Source organism: Sphaerobacter thermophilus DSM 20745 (assembly GCF_000024985.1).
GTDB lineage: Bacteria > Chloroflexota > Chloroflexia > Thermomicrobiales > Thermomicrobiaceae > Sphaerobacter > Sphaerobacter thermophilus.
Genome location: NC_013523.1, coordinates 260,877 through 280,003 on the forward strand (window position 1 = coordinate 260,877; position 19,127 = coordinate 280,003).

The 19,127-nt window shown below is 68.3% G+C and carries 18 protein-coding genes; 4 read left to right on the plus strand and 14 right to left on the minus strand.

What is annotated here, in order from left to right:
- Window positions 1–23 precede the first annotated feature (23 nt).
- The 3 genes from STHE_RS01150 to STHE_RS01160 all read right to left on the minus strand — a co-directional run bounded on the left by STHE_RS01150 (window position 24) and on the right by STHE_RS01160 (window position 4,201).
- On the minus strand, window positions 24–827 hold the full coding sequence (locus tag STHE_RS01150) for an N-acyl homoserine lactonase family protein (RefSeq protein WP_012870720.1): 804 nt from the start codon (window positions 825–827) through the stop codon (window positions 24–26).
- On the minus strand, window positions 814–3,207 hold the full coding sequence (locus STHE_RS01155; protein ID WP_012870721.1) for a xanthine dehydrogenase family protein molybdopterin-binding subunit: 2,394 nt from the start codon (window positions 3,205–3,207) through the stop codon (window positions 814–816). The genes STHE_RS01150 and STHE_RS01155 overlap by 14 nt, the downstream gene beginning before the upstream one ends.
- Before the next feature lie 64 nt (window positions 3,208–3,271).
- Window positions 3,272–4,201, minus strand: coding sequence for an IclR family transcriptional regulator (locus STHE_RS01160; protein ID WP_012870722.1), 930 nt, complete (start codon window positions 4,199–4,201; stop codon window positions 3,272–3,274).
- Between the two features lie 324 nt (window positions 4,202–4,525).
- On the opposite strand from STHE_RS01160, the gene STHE_RS01165 reads away from it, so the two are divergent.
- The gene (locus STHE_RS01165; RefSeq protein ID WP_012870723.1) at window positions 4,526–5,947 is read left to right on the plus strand and encodes an Rv1352/Rv1906c domain-containing protein; all 1,422 of its coding nucleotides are present in this window, start codon (window positions 4,526–4,528) and stop codon (window positions 5,945–5,947) included.
- Window positions 5,948–6,112: 165 nt separating this feature from the next.
- Here STHE_RS01165 and STHE_RS01170 read toward each other — a convergent pair whose 3' ends face one another.
- The 9 genes from STHE_RS01170 to STHE_RS01210 all read right to left on the minus strand — a co-directional run bounded on the left by STHE_RS01170 (window position 6,113) and on the right by STHE_RS01210 (window position 14,090).
- Window positions 6,113–6,655, minus strand: coding sequence for a FixH family protein (locus tag STHE_RS01170; protein WP_012870724.1), 543 nt, complete (start codon window positions 6,653–6,655; stop codon window positions 6,113–6,115).
- A 37-nt stretch (window positions 6,656–6,692) separates the two neighbouring features.
- The gene (locus STHE_RS01175) at window positions 6,693–8,150 is read right to left on the minus strand and encodes a 4Fe-4S binding protein (protein ID WP_012870725.1); all 1,458 of its coding nucleotides are present in this window, start codon (window positions 8,148–8,150) and stop codon (window positions 6,693–6,695) included.
- A gap of 130 nt (window positions 8,151–8,280) precedes the next feature.
- Entirely contained in the window at window positions 8,281–8,742 is a 462-nt protein-coding gene (locus STHE_RS01180; RefSeq protein ID WP_012870726.1) for a FixH family protein, read from the minus strand.
- On the minus strand, window positions 8,739–9,320 hold the full coding sequence (locus STHE_RS17655; protein ID WP_169308167.1) for a copper chaperone PCu(A)C: 582 nt from the start codon (window positions 9,318–9,320) through the stop codon (window positions 8,739–8,741). Before STHE_RS17655 ends, STHE_RS01180 begins: the two co-directional genes overlap by 4 nt.
- A gap of 11 nt (window positions 9,321–9,331) precedes the next feature.
- A complete protein-coding gene (locus STHE_RS01190; RefSeq protein WP_012870728.1) occupies window positions 9,332–9,943 on the minus strand; it encodes an SCO family protein in 612 nt (203 codons plus the stop codon).
- Between the two features lie 4 nt (window positions 9,944–9,947).
- Window positions 9,948–10,607, minus strand: coding sequence for an SCO family protein (locus STHE_RS01195; protein ID WP_041398692.1), 660 nt, complete (start codon window positions 10,605–10,607; stop codon window positions 9,948–9,950).
- A gap of 165 nt (window positions 10,608–10,772) precedes the next feature.
- The gene (locus STHE_RS01200; protein WP_012870730.1) at window positions 10,773–11,444 is read right to left on the minus strand and encodes a response regulator; all 672 of its coding nucleotides are present in this window, start codon (window positions 11,442–11,444) and stop codon (window positions 10,773–10,775) included.
- Window positions 11,416–12,786, minus strand: a complete 1,371-nt coding sequence (locus STHE_RS17660) for a GAF domain-containing sensor histidine kinase (protein ID WP_012870731.1) — start codon at window positions 12,784–12,786, stop codon at window positions 11,416–11,418. Before STHE_RS17660 ends, STHE_RS01200 begins: the two co-directional genes overlap by 29 nt.
- A gap of 113 nt (window positions 12,787–12,899) precedes the next feature.
- On the minus strand, window positions 12,900–14,090 hold the full coding sequence (locus STHE_RS01210) for a glycosyltransferase (protein WP_012870732.1): 1,191 nt from the start codon (window positions 14,088–14,090) through the stop codon (window positions 12,900–12,902).
- A 168-nt stretch (window positions 14,091–14,258) separates the two neighbouring features.
- Here STHE_RS01210 and STHE_RS01215 point away from each other — a divergent pair, with 168 nt between their 5' ends.
- Together STHE_RS01215 and STHE_RS01220 are read left to right on the plus strand one after the other, a co-directional pair.
- Window positions 14,259–15,212 carry a phosphotransferase family protein gene (locus tag STHE_RS01215; RefSeq protein ID WP_012870733.1) on the plus strand — a complete coding sequence of 318 codons (954 nt, stop codon included), beginning with the start codon at window positions 14,259–14,261 and terminating at the stop codon, window positions 15,210–15,212.
- Window positions 15,213–15,220: 8 nt separating this feature from the next.
- A complete protein-coding gene (locus tag STHE_RS01220) occupies window positions 15,221–15,886 on the plus strand; it encodes a DUF3267 domain-containing protein (RefSeq protein ID WP_012870734.1) in 666 nt (221 codons plus the stop codon).
- Between the two features lie 191 nt (window positions 15,887–16,077).
- Here the strand turns inward: STHE_RS01220 and aroF are convergent, their stop codons facing one another.
- Window positions 16,078–17,106, minus strand: a complete 1,029-nt coding sequence (gene aroF, locus STHE_RS01225) for a 3-deoxy-7-phosphoheptulonate synthase (protein WP_012870735.1) — start codon at window positions 17,104–17,106, stop codon at window positions 16,078–16,080.
- Window positions 17,107–17,483: 377 nt separating this feature from the next.
- On the opposite strand from aroF, the gene STHE_RS01230 reads away from it, so the two are divergent.
- Window positions 17,484–17,759: a hypothetical protein gene (locus tag STHE_RS01230; protein WP_012870736.1), complete on the plus strand. Its 276-nt coding sequence runs from the start codon at window positions 17,484–17,486 to the stop codon at window positions 17,757–17,759.
- Between the two features lie 33 nt (window positions 17,760–17,792).
- Here STHE_RS01230 and STHE_RS01235 read toward each other — a convergent pair whose 3' ends face one another.
- Entirely contained in the window at window positions 17,793–19,043 is a 1,251-nt protein-coding gene (locus STHE_RS01235; protein WP_169308168.1) for a polysaccharide deacetylase family protein, read from the minus strand.
- Window positions 19,044–19,127: the final 84 nt, after the last annotated feature.

Genomic DNA, 19,127 nt, shown 5'->3' on the forward strand with positions numbered 1-19,127 from the left:
TTTGATGCCTCGAACCACCATCGTCACCTCCCTGCCCGGGCCGGCAGCCCATCTGCCCAGCGGTGGAAGATGTCGTAGTCGTGGGTGGGGAGCGGGAAGTCGGCGTCCGCGCGGATGCGGGCCATGGCACGCCGCGTCGCTTCGAGGTCGTAGTACAGCCCGGGCGGAATCCCCTGGTTGATGTTCAACTCCACATTGCGAGCGATATCGCCCAGGATGACCGCCGTCCCACCGGCGGTCTGGACGTAGACGGCCTGACTCCCCGGGGTGTGGGTATTCGCAAAGAGCACGCAGCGCACACCGGGCGCGACCTCGGCGTCTCCCTCCAGGAGGTCAACGCGCGGCCAGAACGTGTCGACCAGCAATGCGACATCCCGGCGGTCGTAGAAGACAGCCCCGCCTCCGAAGTCGAGCTGCCGGGAAACGATGGTGGCGGCCGCTGCCTGCAGTTCGCTCCGCTGCACGACGAAGCGCGCCTGTGGCAGTGCCACGCAGCCACCAGCGTGGTCGTAGTGCAGGTGGGTCAGGATGACCGTCTCGATGTCCGCCACAGTGAGGCCGTGGAGGGCCAGTTGGGCCTCCAGGGTCCACTCGGGCCGGCTGCGGTGCGGGCCAAGCCGCTGAATCGACATGGCCCGCTCGGCGTCGCTGAAGCCGGTATCGACCAGAATCGGTCGCGCCTCGCCGTCGGGGATGAGCAGCCAGGCGAGGATCGGCACGGTCACGACGTCCTTCTCCCGGCTCAGCGACCAGAAGGCGTCGAGGATCCGCGAGACGTCCGCCTCGCCGAGCAGCAAGGGGTAGATAGTCCAGTTAGTTGCCGCCATCGCGCGCCCGCGCTTCCTGGATCCACCCGTACACGCGCTCCGGTGTGAGCGGCAGGTCGCCCACGCGGACGCCGAACGGCGCCAGGGCGTCCTCCACCGCGTTCGCCACCGCCGCGGGCGACGGGATCGTGCCGCCCTCGCCCATGCCCTTCGTGCCGAGTGGCGTGAAGGGGGATGGGTTCTCGATGTGGGCTACTTCGATGTCCGGGATCTCCATCGCCGTGGGGCAGAGGTAGCTGCTGAAGTCGGTGTTGAGGAGTTGGCCGTTCGCGTCGTAGCGCAACTCCTCGAGCAGCGCGCCACCGATGCCCTGAGCCACGCCGCCGACGACCTGCCCCTCCGCGATCATGGGGTTGATGATGGTGCCGGCATCGTGCGCGACGACGAAGCGATCGACCTGGACGAAGCCGGTGTCTACATCCACGGAGACCACCGCGATGAAGACTCCGGTCGGATGGGTCGTGTACAGGTTGAACGTGCCGTGCTCGTCGGGCACCCAGCGCACCACGCTGCTCGTCCAGGTGTAAGTGCCCTCGAGGTTGGCATCGACTCCCTCGGGCAGGGTGCCGTAGGGGCCGGGCCAGAGGTGAACCCGGTTGCCAATGTCCTTGAGCGCGATGGCGCGGTCCGGGCTCCCCTTGACCTGGGCCCGACCGCCGACGAGCTCCACGTCTTCGGGGTCCACTTCGAGCAGGTGACCGGCGATCTTGCGTAGCTTGTCGCGGAGGACCCCCGCGGCCTCGTGCACGGCCGAGACGACGAACGTCGCACCCCGTGACGACCATGGGCCGAGCCCGTACGGGGTGGCGTCGGTATCCCCGAAGACCAGGCGAACATCATCGACCGAGACGCCGAGCACGTCGGCCGCGACCTGTGCCAGCGTCGTCTCGACGCCCTGGCCGATGTTCTGATGACTGGTAAGCACCTGGATGCCGCCTTCTGGCGTCATCCGCACCGTCGCCGGCTGGTAGCCGTTGAAGATGCCGTTGAAGACCGCCGCGCCTGAGGGCTCGAGCATGGCCGCGATGCCGATGCCCAGGTACTTCCCTTCGGCGCGCAACTCCGCCTGCCGCTGCCGCAGCGCCGGCGCGTCGATCATCTCCAGGGCCATGTCCATGAGCCGGTCGTAGTCGCCGCTGTCGTACAGGGGGCCGGAGATCTGCTGGTAGGGGAACTCTTCCTTACGGATGAAGTTGCGGCGGCGAAGCTCATCGGGCGCGATGCCAAGCCGCTGCGCCATGATCTGCATCATGCGCTCCATCGGGTAGTTGGCGACATCTTTGCCGTACCCTCGGTAGGCGCCGTAGGGAGCCTTGTTGGTGACTACCCCGATGGTCTGCACCCGGTACGCGGGCACCTTGTAGGGGCCGGGGAAGTAGGCACCGGCGACCAGCAGCGAGGGCGTGCCCGCGGCGTGGCACGTGCCGTCGACGCCGATGTTCCCGGTCAGGCTGACATCCAGACCCAGGATGCGGTAGTCGGCGTCCAGCGCGACCCTCATGGTGCAGGTGTAGTCGCGCGACTGCACCCCGGTCAGAAGGTTCTCGGTCCGGTCCTCGGTCCACTTCACCGGCCGGCCGAGCAAAAGGGAGACGGCGCAGGGGATGACCTCCACATCGGCCTGCAACTTCGTTCCGTATCCCCCGCCGACGTCGGGCGCGATGACCCGGATGTTCTGCTCCGGCATCTGGAGCGTCTGGGCCAGGAGCGTGCGCACCTGATGCGGCGCCTGGGTCGAGCAGGTGACGTGAAGCATCCCGGTCGCCGGGTTGTAGTCGGCCAGGCAACTCCGCGTCTCCATCGGGGTTCCGGTGTAGCGGCTGTGGGTGATGGTCTCCTCGAAGACGTGCGTCGCCTCGGCGAACGCGCGTTCCACGTTGCCGATGCTGTTGGACCAGTCCAACTGGATGTTGTTGTCCCAGTCCTCATACAGCAGCGCCGTTGGGGCGAGCGCGTCCTCGATCGTGACGACGGGCGGGAGTTCCTCGTATTCCACCTCGATCAGATCGACCGCGTCCTCGGCCACGTAGCGATCCACCGCCGCCACCACCGCTACCGGCTCACCCACGTAGCGCACCTTGTCGACGGCGACAGCGTAGAGCGTTGGGACCTTGGTCAGGATGTCGATGGTCCGCGCGAGCGGTCCCCACACCTGGCGTAGATCCTCCCCGGTGAAGACCGCGGCGACGCCGGGGAGGTCGCGCGCCGCGCGGGTGTCGATGCGCCGGATCCGTGCGTGGGCGTACGGACTCCGTGCCATGGCGAGGTGCAGTGTGCCGGCCGGCTCGAGATCGTCGGTGTAGCGGGCGTGGCCCGTCAGGAACTTCGGGTCCTCCTTCCGCTTGACGCTCGCACCGAGCCACTTGGTGGTGGTTACCATGCGTCCGCCTCCAATCGGTCGGTCAGCAACGTGACGACCTCGCACGCACGGTCATCACGGCGGGTCACGATCGACGATTGCGTCTCGGAACAGCCGCAGTCGCACTCCGTCGCCCGCTGCCCGCCCGCGATCCATCGCGCGGCGCCGAGGCTGTGTCCGCCTCGGCAGCGAACAACGGCGAGGGCGGCGGGTGCGACTCGGGGCATCCCAGGAGGCGTGATGCCTCACGGGCGGCACCGACCACCGCCCGCACGAGAGCCTTGCCCGACTCGGCATAACGCACCGCCGGGATCGCAACGGTGTACGAGCCGACGGGGAATGCGCTTCGGTCGAAGAACGGCGACGCGATGCAGACGACCCCTTCGGAGAACTCCTCGTGATCGACCGCCCAGCCGCGCCGGGCTGTCATGCGCAGGTGGTCAAGCAGGGTATCGAGCGTGGTGATGGTCGCCGCTGTTCGCCGGGGCAGCCCGCGCCAGGCGAAGTAGTCGCGCACCTGGCTCTCGGGTAGGAAGGCCAGGATCGCTTTCCCGGAGGCGCGCGCGTGAGCATAGCCCCGGTAGCCGATCTCCAGGCTCCGGACGTGGAGCGCGCGCGAGCCTTCCAGGTAGCGCTGGAGGACGATGTCGTCACCGTACCAGCCGGTGAGGTAGGTGGTCTCGTCCACCTCCTCCCGCAGTCGTGCCAGGATGTTCAACAGCTCGGGGGACGGCGCCAGCATGCTCCGCAGGCTGTCCTGCAGGAACGCCACGCGGCTCCCGAGACCGAACCGGCCACCCGGGAGCCGCACGATGTAGTTCTCCGACTCCATCGTCCGGAGCAGGTGGTAGCAGGTGCCCAGCTTGATCCCGAGGCGATAGCTGAGGGACTTGGCGGTCGCCTCACCGTTGCCCTCGGCGACGGCTTCCAACAGGCGCAGTCCCCGCTGGAGGGTAACGAGTATCCCATCCTGCCGCTGATTCGCAGGTACGCCGCTGACGTTCACGTTGTCCATGGCGCTGATCCTTTCGCGCTCCAGCGTAGTGAGGGGGAGAGAGTGAGTCAAGATAAACGACATGGATTTTCAAATATCCGGAAAAAGTCGTAGCGAGGTGCGCGAAAGCGTATACGGTGTCGGGCCTCAAGTCAAGCCGGTCGGAGTCGGGCTGCCGCGCGAGGTCAGGGAACACAACCGTGGGCAACCATCCGCTGCGGGCCCCACTGCCTTCCCTGTGGGCGCCTACGATGGTTCGAGACGAGTTCCTGCGCGCTGGACGGCATCATTGCCATTAGGCGATAATCGCTTATCTGTCGCTCTAGGGGCACGGAGGAGAGGAGGATGATGCGCTCAGTCACGCGGATCATCGTGCTCGTCCTGGCCGTCGCGCTGCTACCGGTGATGCCGGCGGCGGCCGAGCCGATCGGCCATGACGCCTTTCGGCGCACCTGGGAGCGCACCGACTTGCCGGTAGCGACGCTCCGGGTGAGCCGCACCTGGATGTGGGGGCCGGAGCCGTTCAGCCCGGTCTTGTACGAGGAATACGCCCAGGCGCCGGGCGGAAAGCGGCAGGTACAGTACTTCGACAAGTCGCGCATGGAGATCTACGACCCCGCGGCGGACCCAAGCGCGCTCTGGTACGTCACTAACGGGCTGCTGGCGCGGGAGCTGATCACCGGAGAGATGCAGGTCGGGGACCGGGAGTTCCGCACGCTCGTCCCGGCTGAGGTGAACGTCGCGGGTGACCCGGACGACCCGACTGGCCCGACCTATGCCACGTTCAACCCGCTGATGGCCGCCGCGCCGATGCCGGACGGGTGGCGGATCACCGCGACGGTGGATCGCGCGGGTAATGTCGGAGTCGACCCGGCACTGGCGCGGTTCAACGTCCGTGCGGTCGCCGTCGGGGCGCCGACCGGGCACACGGTTGCCTCTGTCTTCTGGGAGTTCATGCACAGCGCGGGGCTGGTCTACCGCGATGGTCAGTACGTGCATGACCAGCTGGCGGAGAACCCCTTCTACATCACGGGCTACCCGCTAACCGAGGCGTACTGGACGACGGTTCGCGTCGGCGGGGTGCCGAAGCTGGTGCTGGCGCAGGTATTCGAGCGGCGGGTCCTGACCTACACGCCGGAAAACCCTGAGGGCTGGAAGGTCGAGGCGGGCAACGTCGGGCAGCACTACTACCGCTGGCGCTACGGGCAGATCGGCGCGCCCGACCCGGACCCGGGCCCGCCGCCCGGCCACGAGCCGTCGGAGCAACCCGACCCCGGCCCGTTGAGTTTCCCGGATGGCACCTATCGGGTCGGCATCGACATCGCGCCCGGCACCTACCGCAACACCGACTCGTCTCAGTTCTGCTACTGGGAGCGCCTCAGCGGCTTCACCGGCGAGCTCAACGACATCATCGCCAACGGATTCTCCGATGCGCGTCAGATCGTCACGATCGCCCCGACGGATGCCGGCTTCGTCTCACGGCGCTGCGGCCGCTGGGTGCCGGACGATACGCCGCTCACGAGCAGCCCGACAGCGCCGTTCGGTGATGGGATGTACCGGGTTGGACGGGACATCGCGCCCGGCCTCTGGCGGAACAGCGACTCGACAGGGTTCTGCTACTGGGAGCGGCTGCGAGGCTTCAGTGGCGAGTTCGACGACATTATCGCCAACGAGTTCAGCAACGCTCCGCAGATCGTGCGAATCGCACCGACCGATGTCGGCTTCAGCGCCTCCCGCTGCGGGATATGGACGAGGATCGGGGACTAGAGATGCGTGTTGCGTGTTCCGTGTTCCGTCATGCGTGATGCGTCATGCGTCCCCCTCATCCCCGATCCCTCTCGGACGGAGCCCACCAGGGGAGAGGGGAGCACTACTCATTTCATTATGGGTTTATGGGTGACGTATGACGCATGACGTATGACGTTCTCTGCACTAGCCAAGGACCTCGTCCTCGTCCTCGTCATCACCGCGAGCTGCGAAGAGCCACCAGAGGACGACGGCGCCGAGGATGCCAGCGATGACCCAGATGACCCAGCCGGCCCGCTGGAAGATGCTCTCTCCCGCGACGTCCGCCTCGAAGCTGGCCTGCCCCTGCCCGTCGGGCCCGTCGACGAGCACGGTGAAGCGCCAGGTGCCCTCGCTGGGGATCTCGAACTCGGCGGCGTAGTAGTTCGGTTCGGTCGCCTGATCTTGCGTCGCCGGTTGTTCGATGGTTTCGCCGCCGTCGAGCGGTTCCGCCGTGACCAGGAGGCGCGCATCGAGCACGAACTCGTCGGTCTCCGGCCGCTGGAGGAGCACGCTGATGTCCACCAGCCCGACCCGCAGTGGCGATGGGCTCGAGGTCACGGTCAGGTCATAGGGGCCGACCCGTTGCCGGTCGATGCGGACCTGGCCCCCGTTCGCCAGCGTGGACATCGGGAGGAGCGCTGCAAGGCACGCCAGCAGCGCCAGTGCCACCAGTCGCCGGTTGATCATGCAGGAGATCCCTTCCTCGCCGCTCGTCTCGCCGCTATCAGCCGGCCAGCATGGTACCGCGCATCTCCATCGGGAGCGACATCAGCCACAGCCCGAGCGCGGAGAGGAGGAAGCAGAGGACCACCCACGGGAGTGCGGCTGCGCGGGTCTGGCGGCGGCCGCGGTAGTGGTCGCCGGCCACGCGGCGCACGGCCCAAAGGGAACCGAGCAGTCCACCGATGAGGAAGGCCGCCTCGATCGGGTCGGTCCACTCGACGGGCACCAGCGCCGCCAGGTCCCAGCGGGGCGTGCCGAGGATCGGCAGGCCCATGTCAGCCATGAAGCTCTGCGTCACCGGGACAATCGTCAGCGCGCCGACGAGGAAGTGGAAGCCGTAGTGGGCCAGCCACATGCCGAAGCCGAGCGGGACCAGCGCGTAGCTGAAGCGCACGGCCGTCCCGACGAGCGAGCCGCGATCCCCGGTGAGCCGGCGCGTCGCGAGCGCTGCTCCGGCCAGGAGGAGCAGCGGCACGATGCCGAGGAAGAGCCCGAACATCAGGGCGAGGAGTGCCGGGCGGGACGTGAGCCCGAACAGGCCCGCCATCCACGCCTCGAGGCGGTAGACCGGCTCGACCATGCCGAAGGCGTTGAGGAAGGCGCCGAAGACCAGCACCAGCACCAGCGCGGCGAGGTCGGTCCGCTGCGCGGGTCGGCCGACGCCGGAGCGCTGCACGTCGAGCCGGAACTCGCGGCTCGGGTGGCGGCGGAGGACGCCGACGTTGTCGTATGGGCAGGCCTGCACGCAGTCGAGGCAGAAGGTGCAGTCGATGTTCCCGACCTTGCGCTGCTGGAACAGCCAGAGCTCACAGCCATTCTGCGTGATCCGCCCATCCGGTCCGGTGCGACCGCTGATGCAGTCCTTGGTGGTGCAGGTGGCGCAGGTATTCGGGTCACGGACGCTCACCTCGAGCGGTGAGGCCATGGCGTTGACGAAGTGGAACTGCCCGATCGGGCAGACGTGCTTGCAGAAGGCGGCGCCTTTGAAGAACCCGTCGATCACGAAGGCGGCGACGAAGTAGGTCAGCGCGACCCAGGCGGTCAGGAGCGGGCTGCTCCAGAGCGAGAACGCCTCATAGGCCCAGAAGAAGACGACGAGGACGCCGACCGCGAGCCACTTGCCGGGCAACCAGCTCGGCCAGGCGCGGCTCGCGGGGAGCAGCCGCTTCGCCAGCCGGCGCGGGAGCATGAAGGGGCAGGCAAAGCAGAAGAGGTTGCCCGCGACCAGCAGGGCGAGGACGACGAATCCCCGCCAGTGGACCCAGGGCAGGACCCCCGCCAGGTTCTTCGGCGCCAGCGTGGGGCCGAAAAAGCCGTCGTACAGGATCGCCAGGCTGAGCAGGAGCATCGGCACCTGCACGGCCGTTCGAGCGTGCCGCCAGCGCAGGAAGCGCCCCAGCACCGGCACCCGGAGCAGATCGAAGCGGGGTCGTGCTGCGGTTCGTGTCAGCGTAGCCATCGGAGATCCTTAGGCGTCATGCGTGTTGCGTGATACGTGTTCCCTGTTCCGTAGTTCTCCCCTCTCCCTTGGTGGGCTCCGTTCGAGCGGGGCCGGGGGTGAGGGGGACGCGTGACGCATGACGCATGACTCAATGCCCCGCGTCCTCGTGGTCGTCGTGGTCGCCGTGGTCCCCGTTGTGCTTGTCATCCCCGTGGACGCCGGGGAGATCCTCGCTGTGCTCGAAGGAGGTGCCGTCGGCGAGCGTCACGCGGGCGGTGAGGATCCAATCGCCGCCCATGGTGAACTCGAACCCCTCGGTCACGTACTGGCCGTCACCCTGGTGGTGCGCGTCGGCGAAGACGGGCTTCATTCCGGCGTGGCTCATGTTCCCCTCGACCTCCACCGTGGCGCCCGTCACCGGCGCGTTGTCCTGATCACGGATCGTCACGGTCACGGTCGCCGGGCCCACGGCGGCGGGTGACGGTTCGACTGCGAGCGTTACCTGGTAGTTCGAGGGCGCCTCTGACGAGGCGCTGCGCCCGCAGGCCACGCCGACCGTCAGGACCGCCACAACCGCGAGCAGGACCAGCCCGCGGCTGAACTGCCTCATGGCTCTCGTACCTCCACCTCGATCGTCATCTCTCCGGCGCGTTCGAACTGCAGCGTGGCCGAGAAACGATCCCCCACCTCCAGGTCACGTGTGAGACCGATCAGCATGATGTGCTCCGCGCCGGGCTTCAGCTCCGCTTTGCCGCCCGCGGGGATGGTCACCCCGTCGATCGGCCCCATCCGCATGACGCCGCTCGCGTCGATAGTGCTGCGGTGGATCTCCACCACCTCGGCTACGTCGGTGGTCGCCGCCACCAGGCGGTCGTCCTCGTTGCCGGGGTTGCTGATCGTCAGGAAGATCGCGCTGGTGCCGCCGCCATGACCCCCGTGGGCGCTGTTGTCGTCGGTAGCCTCGTCCGTCTCATCGTGGGACATCGTTGACTGGCCAGGAGATGCCAGGCCGGGCCGCGCCCAGGGCTCGTCCAGCCGGAGCCCGCCGGCCTCGGCCTCTTCGGACCCTCCGCAGGCTGTCAACGCCACCAGGGCCAGTACGATCAGCAAGACCAGGCCGGGAGCCCGTCGCGCTCGTGGCCACCAGCCCTTCCCGTGCGTCACCATCCACTCCTTCTCAGTCGTCACCTGGCTCAACATCATTGCTTCAGCGCCCAACGCAAATCGTTCGCAATTTGCTCCCCGGTCAAGCCGTACGGGAGCATCAGGCGGAGGTCGCCGTTGCGGTCGAGGACGAGCACCGTGGCGGTGTGGTCCACCAGATAGCCGCCCGCGCTGCCGCGCTCCTGCTTCTCGAAGTAGACGCCCATGCCGGTCGCCACCTCGCGGATGCGCTCGACGTCCCCGCCGAGCCCGACGAAGGATGGGTCGAAGCGGCTGACGTACTCCTGGGTGATCTCCGGCGTGTCGCGGTCGGGATCGACCGTGATCATCACGACCTGCACGTCCTCGGCGCGCTTGCCGAGTTCCTTCAGAGCGCGGGCCACGTTGGCGAGCGTGGTCGGGCAGACATCGGGGCAGTAGGTGTAGCCGAAGTAGAGGACCACGACCTTGCCGCGGAAGTCGGCGAGCCGCACCTCGCTCCCATCGGCGCCGATCAGGGGCGCGTCGACGATCGGCAGCGGCGGGTCGATCGCCGATCCGTGCAGGCTGCCCCCACCGAAGGGGAGCCAGCCGGCCGCGAACGCGCCGGCCGTGGCACCTCCCACCAGCACCAGCGCGGCAACGGTCAGGATGATCCAGCGTCTCACGGCATCACCTCGTCCGGCAGACGAATAGATGGGTCGCCTCGTAGGCCAGGCGGGCCGGGCCGCGACTCTTGCGGGCCTCGTTGGCGACGATGCGAATATCGTTCACGATGTGCTCTGCGCGCGGCGGGCCGACCCGGTACTCGGCGCGCACCACGCCCCAGCCGTCGACAAGCACCAGCGTCGGGTCGAAGCGGAAGGAGCCATCGGGTTTCTGCTCGTAGAACACATTGAACCCGCGCCCGACGATCAACTTCATCAGGTCCGGGTCGCCCGTGGCGAAGGTCCAGCGAGTCGGATCGGCACCCGCAGCTTCAGCGGCTGCCTTGAGCGCCTCGACCGAATCGCGCTCCGGGTCGAAGGAGATGGTCACGAGGCGGACCGGTGGGTCATCCTCCGGTTCGGCAGCGAGCTGTTCCTGGACCTCGCGCATGGTGGCGGTGGTGCGGTTGCACGGCTCCTGGCACGACAGGTAGGTGAAGTCGAAGAGGACGATCGACCCGCGCAGGTCATCGCTGGTGAGCCGGTTGCCGTCCTGATCGGTCAGGGCGAAACCCGGCGCCGGCGCGATACGCGGGAGCACGCGGATCGGGCGCAACGACGCCAGGGCGACGATCACCACCGTCACCGCCAGGATAGATCCGTAGAGAATGGTCGTCCGCTTCATCAACCTACCGCGACCCCGCGCGAGCCACTGCGTCCCCGCGCGCAGGGCCACTCGCCCGCCGGCCCGCTACCCATAACTGTACGGCGCGCGCAGCGGGGAACCGATAGCCCCTTGCGGGCCAGAAGGGTCAAAAGAGGGTCATACGGGTGCTGCACGAGTCGAATCCTACTCATCTCTGGCCTTCGGCGGGGGGATCAGACCGTGTGCCACAGCGTAGGCCGCTGCCTGGCGACGGCTGGAGAGCTGCAGCTTGGCGAGGATGTTCTTCAGGTGGTTCTTGACCGTGTGCTCGCTGATCGAGAGGCGCGCGGCGATCTCCTTGTTCGACAGCCGCAGCGCGACCAGCTCCAGCACCTCGACCTCGCGCGGGGAGAGCCCGCCGTCCGGCTCGAGGATCTCCGCCTGGCGCTCCAGGCGGGCGAACTCCTCCAGGATGCGCGCGGCCATGCGGCGGCTGATCGCCGCTTCCCCGCGCGCCAGCCCGCGGAGCTGATCCAGGAGCTCAGCGGAGCGGATGTTCTTGATCAGGTACCCCTGGGCCCCGGCCTTGATCGACTGGAAGAGCCGTTCGTGGTCGTCGTAGACGGTGAGCATCACAACGCGCACCTCGGGCAACTGGCGCTTGATCCGGCGCGTTGCCTCGATGCCGTCGATGCCGGGGAGGTCGATATCCATCAGCACGACGTCGGGCACCAGTTCCCGCGCGCGCTCGACGGCCTCCTCGCCGCTCGCCGCCTCGCCGACGACGGTGAAGTCCGGCTGGTACGAAAGCAAGCTGGCCAGCCCCTCACGGAAAAGGGCATGGTCGTCAACCAGCAGCAGCGAGATCTGCGACACGATGAGACACCCCTGTCGTCGGGAGCGGCGCGCGGAGTGTGATCCGCGTCCCGCTCCCGGGCTGGCTTTCGATCTGGAGCGTGCCACCCAGGCTCTCCGCACGCTCCCGCATGGTGAGCAGGCCGAAGTGGTGGCCCTGACGGTTGGCCGATGACGGATCGAAGCCCCGCCCGTCGTCGGCCACGGTGAGGATCAGGTCTCCCTCCTCGACGGTGCAGCGAACGCGGACGCTGCGCGCGTCGGCGTGCTTGCGCACGTTGCTCAGCGCCTCCTGCGCGATACGAATGACCTGCAACTCGGAGGCGCGAGGCAGCGCCCCGGGCGGCAGGTCGTCGATCTCGAGCGTGACATCCAGGTCGGTCTGCTCGGCGAAGTCGTCGAGGTACGTGCGCAGCCAGGCCGCCAGGCCGGGCGCGCCGTCGGTTACCAGCCGCAGCCCCAGGATCTGCTCCCGCACATCGGTGTAGGCGCTCTCGGCCGCCTGGCGCATCGTCTCGATCTCCGCGCGGGCGGTGTCCGCCGCACCCGCGGCGAGCAGGCCATCGACCGTGCCCAGCTTGACCAGGACGTAGGCGAGCATCTGCGCCACGCCGTCGTGCATCTCCCGCGCGATCCGGCCGCGCTCCTCGACGACTGCCGCCTCGTGCACCTGCTGGTGGAGGCGCGCGTTCTCGATCGCCATCCCCAGCGTGTCGCCGATGGCCCGCAGCAGGCGCTGATCTGCCCTGGAGAACTCGCCCCGGGAGCGCGTCAGCCGCAGCGTCCCGTGGCGGTGGCCGCGGGCCTGGAGCGGCACGCGCATCTCCCCCGCTGCCAGGCTCGTCCCGTCATCCGGCACATCCCCAGTGCCGGCGACGACCGGCTCCGTCAGGTCGATGCGGACGGAATCTGCCGGGAAGAGCCGCTGGAGAGTCTCCTCCGCCTGGGCGACGATGTCCCCGACCCGGAGCGACGCCCCGGCGGACGCAGCCACGGCGTTGAGCGCCGCCAGCTCCGCGTTGCGGCGCAGCAGCCGGCGTTGCATGTGCTCGATCACCCCGAAGACGAGGTGGCTGAAGCCGAACGCGAGCCCGAAGGCCAGCAATCCGACAATCAGGTTTCCGATGTCGAGCGGGATTGCCGGCAACCGTCCGGTCGCGCCGTGCTCCCGCAGGAACGGCTCGACCACCTGGTGCCGCGTGCTTTCCAAGACGAAGATGAAGACGCCAGGGACGACGACGGTGATCCACTTCAGCAGCCGCAGCCTGCGGGCGAACGGCGGTGTGGGCTCCAGCGGCACCGGCCCGTCGCCGCGGGCTGTTGCCGCTCCGCCCTGTCGCTCACCCGTGTTGCTGCGTGCCATGTCGCTTCCCTGCTCCGTCGCTCGCTGCCACCGCTCTTCATTATAGGAAATGTCCTCCAACGCCGTCGGCGGGCGGCATGTTGGCCAGCTCTTGCCGCGTAGGATGTCAGCGTTCACCCTTTCGTGCAGAGGCGGGCGTACACCGCATCCAGTTCGGCCGCGATGGCGCGCCACTGGTAGCGCTCGCGCACGAGGGCGTAGGCACGGTCGGCCAGGGCCTGCCGGAGGGTCGCGTCGGCCGCGAGGCGGGTGATGGCGGCGGCGATGGCGTCCGGTGTGTCGGCCAGCAGGAGGTGCTCGCCGTCCTTGGCGTCGATCCCGGCGGCGCCGAGGCGGGTGGAGACGACCGGGCGGCCCATGGCGAAGGCTTCCAGGATCTTCAGCCGGGTCCCGCCCCCGGCCCGCAGCGGGACGACGACCGTCCCGGCGCGTTCGACCCAGGGACGGACGTCGGGAACCGTGCCGGTGACGTAGACGCCGGGCACAGTGCCGAGCGCCAGGACGTCGGGCGGCGGGTCGGCGCCGACGATGGTGAAGGTCGCGGTCGGCAGCGCAGCGCGGACGCGCGGGAAGACGTGCTCGACGAACCAGCGGGCTGCGTCGGCGTTCGGCCGGTAGCGCATTGCGCCGACGAAGACGAGCGCGGTCGGGTCGGCCTGGTCGAGCGGGAAGCGAGGGAAGCGGTCGAGGTCGACACCGTTGGGGACGACTGCCACCTCACGGCCGGTGGCGGCCCGCACCACGGCGGCATCGGCGGCCGACGTGGCGACGCAGGCCGTGGCGCGTTGCCAGGCAGCGACCTCTTCGCGGCGGAACTTGCGGTACTCGATCTGATTGAAGATCCGGCGTGGCAGGGATCCCTGCACGGCGGCCTGCCGCAGCACGTCGTACTCCACGTTATGGACGTCGAGCACGACCGGCACACCAGGCGGCACCCGGTAGCCGCCCATCTGCGAGAACTCGATCTGGATCAGGTCGAACCGCTCATCGCGCGTCAGCCGATCGAGGGTGCGCTGCATCGCCGGATGATGGTAGAGGGCGTGCTGGAACGAGCGGCGGGAGAGGAGCGAGCGGACCTGCCCCAGGCGTTTGCGCCCGCCCGGCGGCTGGCGAGCGGTCAGCGGCACCGGCACCGGCACGATCCGCGCCGGGAGACAACCGGGCGGCGTCTCGCCGGGGCCGGCGAGGCTGAGGACCACCACCTCGTGGCGCGCGGCTACCTCCTGGATCAGGTGGAACATCCGCGCCGCGCCGCCGAAGTCGGGCGGGTCGGGCAGGTATGGTGTCAGGAAGAGGATGCGCATGCTCGGCACGCTCCGAGGTTCGTTGCCGCCCGGCCCTAGCCCCGGGCGCGACCCGGCAGGGATGATAGCAGGTCACATCCGCCGCCCGGTCGGGCTCCACGGGGATCGATGTCGCGCCGTGGGTGTATCCTCGGTGGCAGCCGCGCGAGCGGCGGAGAGGAGGCGCACGTGTCGGAGCAGGTCGTGGCCGCAGTGGTGGAGGCGGTGCGGCGTCGGCATCCGGACGCGGTGCAGGTCGAGGCGCGCGCCGTTGAGCCGCAGGCCGAGGGTGGGTCCGGGTCGCTGCTGGCGGTCGAAGTGACCTGGCTGGCGGGCGGGGAACAGCAGGCAGCGTGGTTCGCCGCCAAGCCGGACGAGGCCGGGGCAGAGCGACGGATCCTCGCAGCGCTGGCCGAGACGAACGTGTCCGTGCCGCGTCTGGTCGAGGGTGATCCCGACTCACCGGTCCTCATCATGGAGCACCTGCCAGGCCGCCCGGCTGACGAGGTGCTGCGGGCCGCGGGGATGCGTTGGGAGGTGAGTGCGCTCGCCTTCACCGTGGCGCGGGCGCTGGCGGAGATCCATGCCCTGCAGTGGACGCAGGTAGCCCCGTGGCTGGCCGCCCCCGAGGCGTTGCCGGAGGACGTGGTGGACGACCAGGTCCAGGCTCGCTGGGAGCGATGGGAGGAGCGCATCGCGGCCCTCCCTGCTGGTGCGCGCTCGCCGTTCTCAGCGGCGCTCGCGTGGCTTGACCTCCGCCGCCCGGTGGAAGTATCAGTGTGCCTGTGCCATGGCGATTTCCGGCTGGCGAATGTGCTGCTCGTCGATGACGAGGTCAGCGGCATTGTCGGATGGAGCGCGGCGCGGGTGGCCGACGCGTCCGAAGACGTCGCTACGCTGGCGGTCGACCTTGGCGGGCTGGGTCTGCCGGTGGACACGGCTGAGTTGTTCATGCAGGCGCTGCTCGGGTTCTACCTCCAGGAGTCGCCGCGCTATCTGATGAATCTGCCGTTCTCGACGGTCGCCCTGCTCCTGGACCGTGCCCTGGACGCGGTCGAAGCGGGGGATCCATCCGCGCCGGACGCTCTGGCAGCGATGCAGCGGGCGATGGCTGGTGGTGGCCAGGTACCGTGGCGAACGTGAGTGGTGGCATGACGAGCGAAGGATCGAGCCCCGACCGCAAAGAGCGCTCCCCAATTCCGCCCATCTGGTTCTCCATCGGAGACCCGCCACGCCGCGAGCCGCCGGTGGTGCCGGGCTACCGGCTGGCGGTGTGGGAACAAGTACCGCTGGTCCGCGCGAACGTGCTCGGCTGCCTTTCACTGCCGGTGTGGTTCATCTTCTTCTCGTGGATCGCCGCAATGGTCAGCAGGCGATCCGAGTACACGATCGTCTTCACCCTCCCGTCCTTCGTGGTGGGACTGCTCCTGGTGGTAGTAGGAGTGCCGTTGGTGCACGAAGCCGTGCACGGCATCGTGGCGCTCCTCCTTGGTGCACGCCCGAGCTTCGGGGTCGGTGCCGGGTTCGCCTACACGACCTTTCGCGAATCGGTCGGGCGTTCGGGCTATGCCGCGGTCGCTTTGGCTCCGCTCATCGTCATCTCGTTCGCGGGGATCGCCGCCGTAGCCGTGTGGCCGGAGCATACCGAGTTGATTCTGTTCGTCGTGGTCGTGAACGCCGCGGGGGCGATCGGGGACCTCTGGATGACCTGGCGCCTGCGCGACGTCCCGCCCAATGCGCGCCTCTACGACCTCGCGGACGGGTTTGCCGCACTGGTGCCCGAGGAAGCGCCGTCTCAGGTCGGCGCTGAAGCCTGAGCCGCGGTCCAGCCCAGCGCCGGCTATATCTGGCATCCCAAAGCCAAGAAGTCCAGCCAAAACCTCGGACTACGCACCCGGGGCCCCGGGCATCTTTGGAGCCGGCCCGCTCGACGGTCCCGGAAACGTTCGAGCGCCGTGGGGGCGGCGCTCGAACGGGACACGAGGAGGAGTAGACCTGGTAGGCGTGGTCAGGCAGTGACGGCCAGCTCCGGCGTGAGGGCCGAGTGGATGGCCCGGGCCCGGGCGGCGATGGAGGCCAGTGTGTCGGGCGTGATCGACTGCGGACCGTCACACAGGGCGTCGTCAGGATCGGGTACGGCTTCGATGATCAGGCCATGGGCTCCCGCGGCGATGCCAGCCAGGGCCATCGAGGCCACCAGGTCACGGCGCCCGGTGCCGTGGCTGGGGTCGACGATGATCGGCAGGTGGCTGAGCTGGCGGATGAGCGGGACCGCGTTCAGGTCAAGGGTGAAGCGGGTGGAGGGGTCGAAGCTGCGGATACCGCGTTCGCAGAGGATGACGCGGTCGTTGCCGCCGGCCAGGATGTACTCGGCCGAGAGCAGCCACTCCTCGATGGTGGCGGCGAAGCCGCGCTTGAGGAGGACGGGGCGATTGACGCGGGCGACGCGCTTGAGGAGCGGAAAGTTCGCCATGTTGCGGCTGCCGATCTGGAGGACATCGGCGTACTCGGCGACGAGCTCGACCTGATCCGGCTCCATCACCTCGCTGACGACCGGCATGCCGGTGGCGGCACCGGCCTCAGCGAGCAGGCGCAGGCCCTCCTCGCCGAGCCCCTGGAAGCTGTAGGGGGACGTGCGGGGCTTGAACGCGCCGCCGCGGAGCATCACCGCACCCGCTGCCCGAACCGCCTCCGCGGCCCGCAGCATCTGCTCGCGGCTCTCGACGGTACACGGCCCGGCGATGATGACCGGCTCCGGCCCGCCGATGCGGACGTTCCCGACCTGCACGACGGTCCCGGACGGGCGCGCCTCGCGCGCCGCCAGCCGGTAGGGGCGGGGCGAATCGAGAACATCCGCGACGCCCGGCAGGCTGCAGAGGGTCGGGCCGAGGTCTTCCGGGATCTGCCGGCCGTTGACACCGATGACCGGCGCGCCGCTCGAGGCGATCAGGTGGACCTCGAAGCCCCTCGACCGCAAGTGTTCTGCAACCGATCTGGCCGCTTCCGTATCAGCGCCCTGCTGCATCCGTACGATCATCGCCCGCGTTCCCTTCCGCCCGAGCTCACCGCCATCCGCGCCCGGATTCCGACAAACAAAAAAGCAGAGGTGATTACCTCTGCTCCCCTCCGACGTTGCTTGGTGGTTACGCGGCTACCGGATCAACACCGATTGCCCCACCAGCAACGCCGGAGGGGTAAAGTAAAAGTAGTACCAGTCCTGGTACTCGTATCGGTGTTGGTCGCAGTCAGTCCGCGTATCCATAGTGTGGCCATCGTAGCCTATCTCTCTGCCTCTGTCAAGCATTGGTGTAGAAATTCACATGCTCCTGGCCGAACGGCCAGTAGCAGGTCGGAGAGCCATGGCGTAGGATGGTTGCAGAGACGCAAAGTATTGGCTCGGAAGGTTGGTGAGCCATGGGTCACGATCTCCGATCGAATCAGCCGGAGGAGACGGGCCAGGCAGCCCGCAACGAGACAGGTCGGGCCGGATATCCGCAGCCCCTGGTGTGGCTGTTTGTGGCCACGGCACTCTGCGCCGCGTCCGCGTCCCTTGTGCTCAGTGGCGTGATGGGGGACGGCGCGCCGGAAACCGCGCTTGGGAAGGCTGCTCTCGTCCTCGTCGCTATCGCGGTTGGTCTCGTCGCCGGCGGGGCCATCGGATTCGCTGTGCGCCGCACCCAGGCGGAGTGAGGGGCGGCCCGGGAAGAGCCACCCCCGTGACTCCTAGCGCGGCTGCATCGTCAGCACCTGACGGCCAAGCAGTCCGCCCATGACCCGCCAGGAGGGCGGGGCTTCAGGATGGTACTCGAAGCGTTGTCGCTCGAAGTATTGGACGGTGACCCCGTTCTCCACGAACTCCTCGCTGATCGGGTAGCCGAAGATCGCTAGGCCACCGTTGACCCTCCAGTAGTCGCGGAATCCGAAGCAGAGGCGGTGACCGGTCTGGGGATAGAAGGTGCAGTTGGCGTCGTCCCCGCCCTGGACCGGCTGGAACGGGGCTTCTCCTGCGCGTCCGGCTGCCACCTCGCGGCCGAGGTGCCCGAGCAGCACATCGTAGCGCTCCGGCGCGGCGCCGGGATGCCACTCAAAGCGGGCCCGCTCGAAGTACTGGACGGTCACGCCGTTCTCGACGAACTCCTCGCTGATCGGGTAGCCGAAGATCCTTAGCCCACCGAATCGCTGCCAGTAGGAGAGGAACCCGTGGCCGACCCAGTGGCCGGTCTCGGGGAAGTAGCGGACGGTCGGGCCGATGCGCCCGGTGACGAACTCCTCGATGGTGGCGAAGCGGTAGCCCCGCGCACGGAGCTGGTCGATGATCCCGCCCAGCGCCAGGCCGTCCAGTGAGGTGGCGCCGACGTGCATCAGCACGATCGCCCCAGGAGCGGCACCGGCGAGGGTTTCATGGGTGATCGCCTCGATCGAGCGGCCCTGCCAGCCGCGGGTATCGACCGACCACATGATGTTGTAGGTGTAGCCGTTGGCTGCCAGATCCGCGAGCACGCTGTCGTTCATGGAACCGTAGGGCGGGCGGAAGTAGGGCCGCATCTCGTAGCCGGTCAGGGATCGCACCACATCCTCAGTCCGCCGGAGCTGATCGGCGCGCTGGGCTGAACCGATGACGGTGAATTCGGGGTGGTCCCAGGAGTGGTTGATGAGCTGGTGGCCCTCGTCAACCATGCGCCGGACCAGATCCGGGTTGGCCTGTGCCCAGGCGCCGGTCATCCCGAACGTGAGGCGCACGTCCTTCTCCTTGGCGGTGTCGAGGATCTGCACCGTGTAGCCGATATCGGAGCCACAATCGAAGGTGAGAGCGATCACTGGCTCATCAGTTGGGAACCGATAGATCGTCTGCACGTCGCTGGGGGCGGCAAGTGCCTGCTGTGCCGGGAGTCCCATGGCCACGAGCGCCAGGATCAGCGCCGTGACCAGGCTGGCGCAACTGACTCGCCGGGGTACCGCCCTGTGCAGACTCATTTCCTCACCCCAATCATGCTTCCCGCGTATCATCCTCTTGGCGAATAATTAAGCTAGTCCTATGCCACTGGGTTTGTCTTTCCC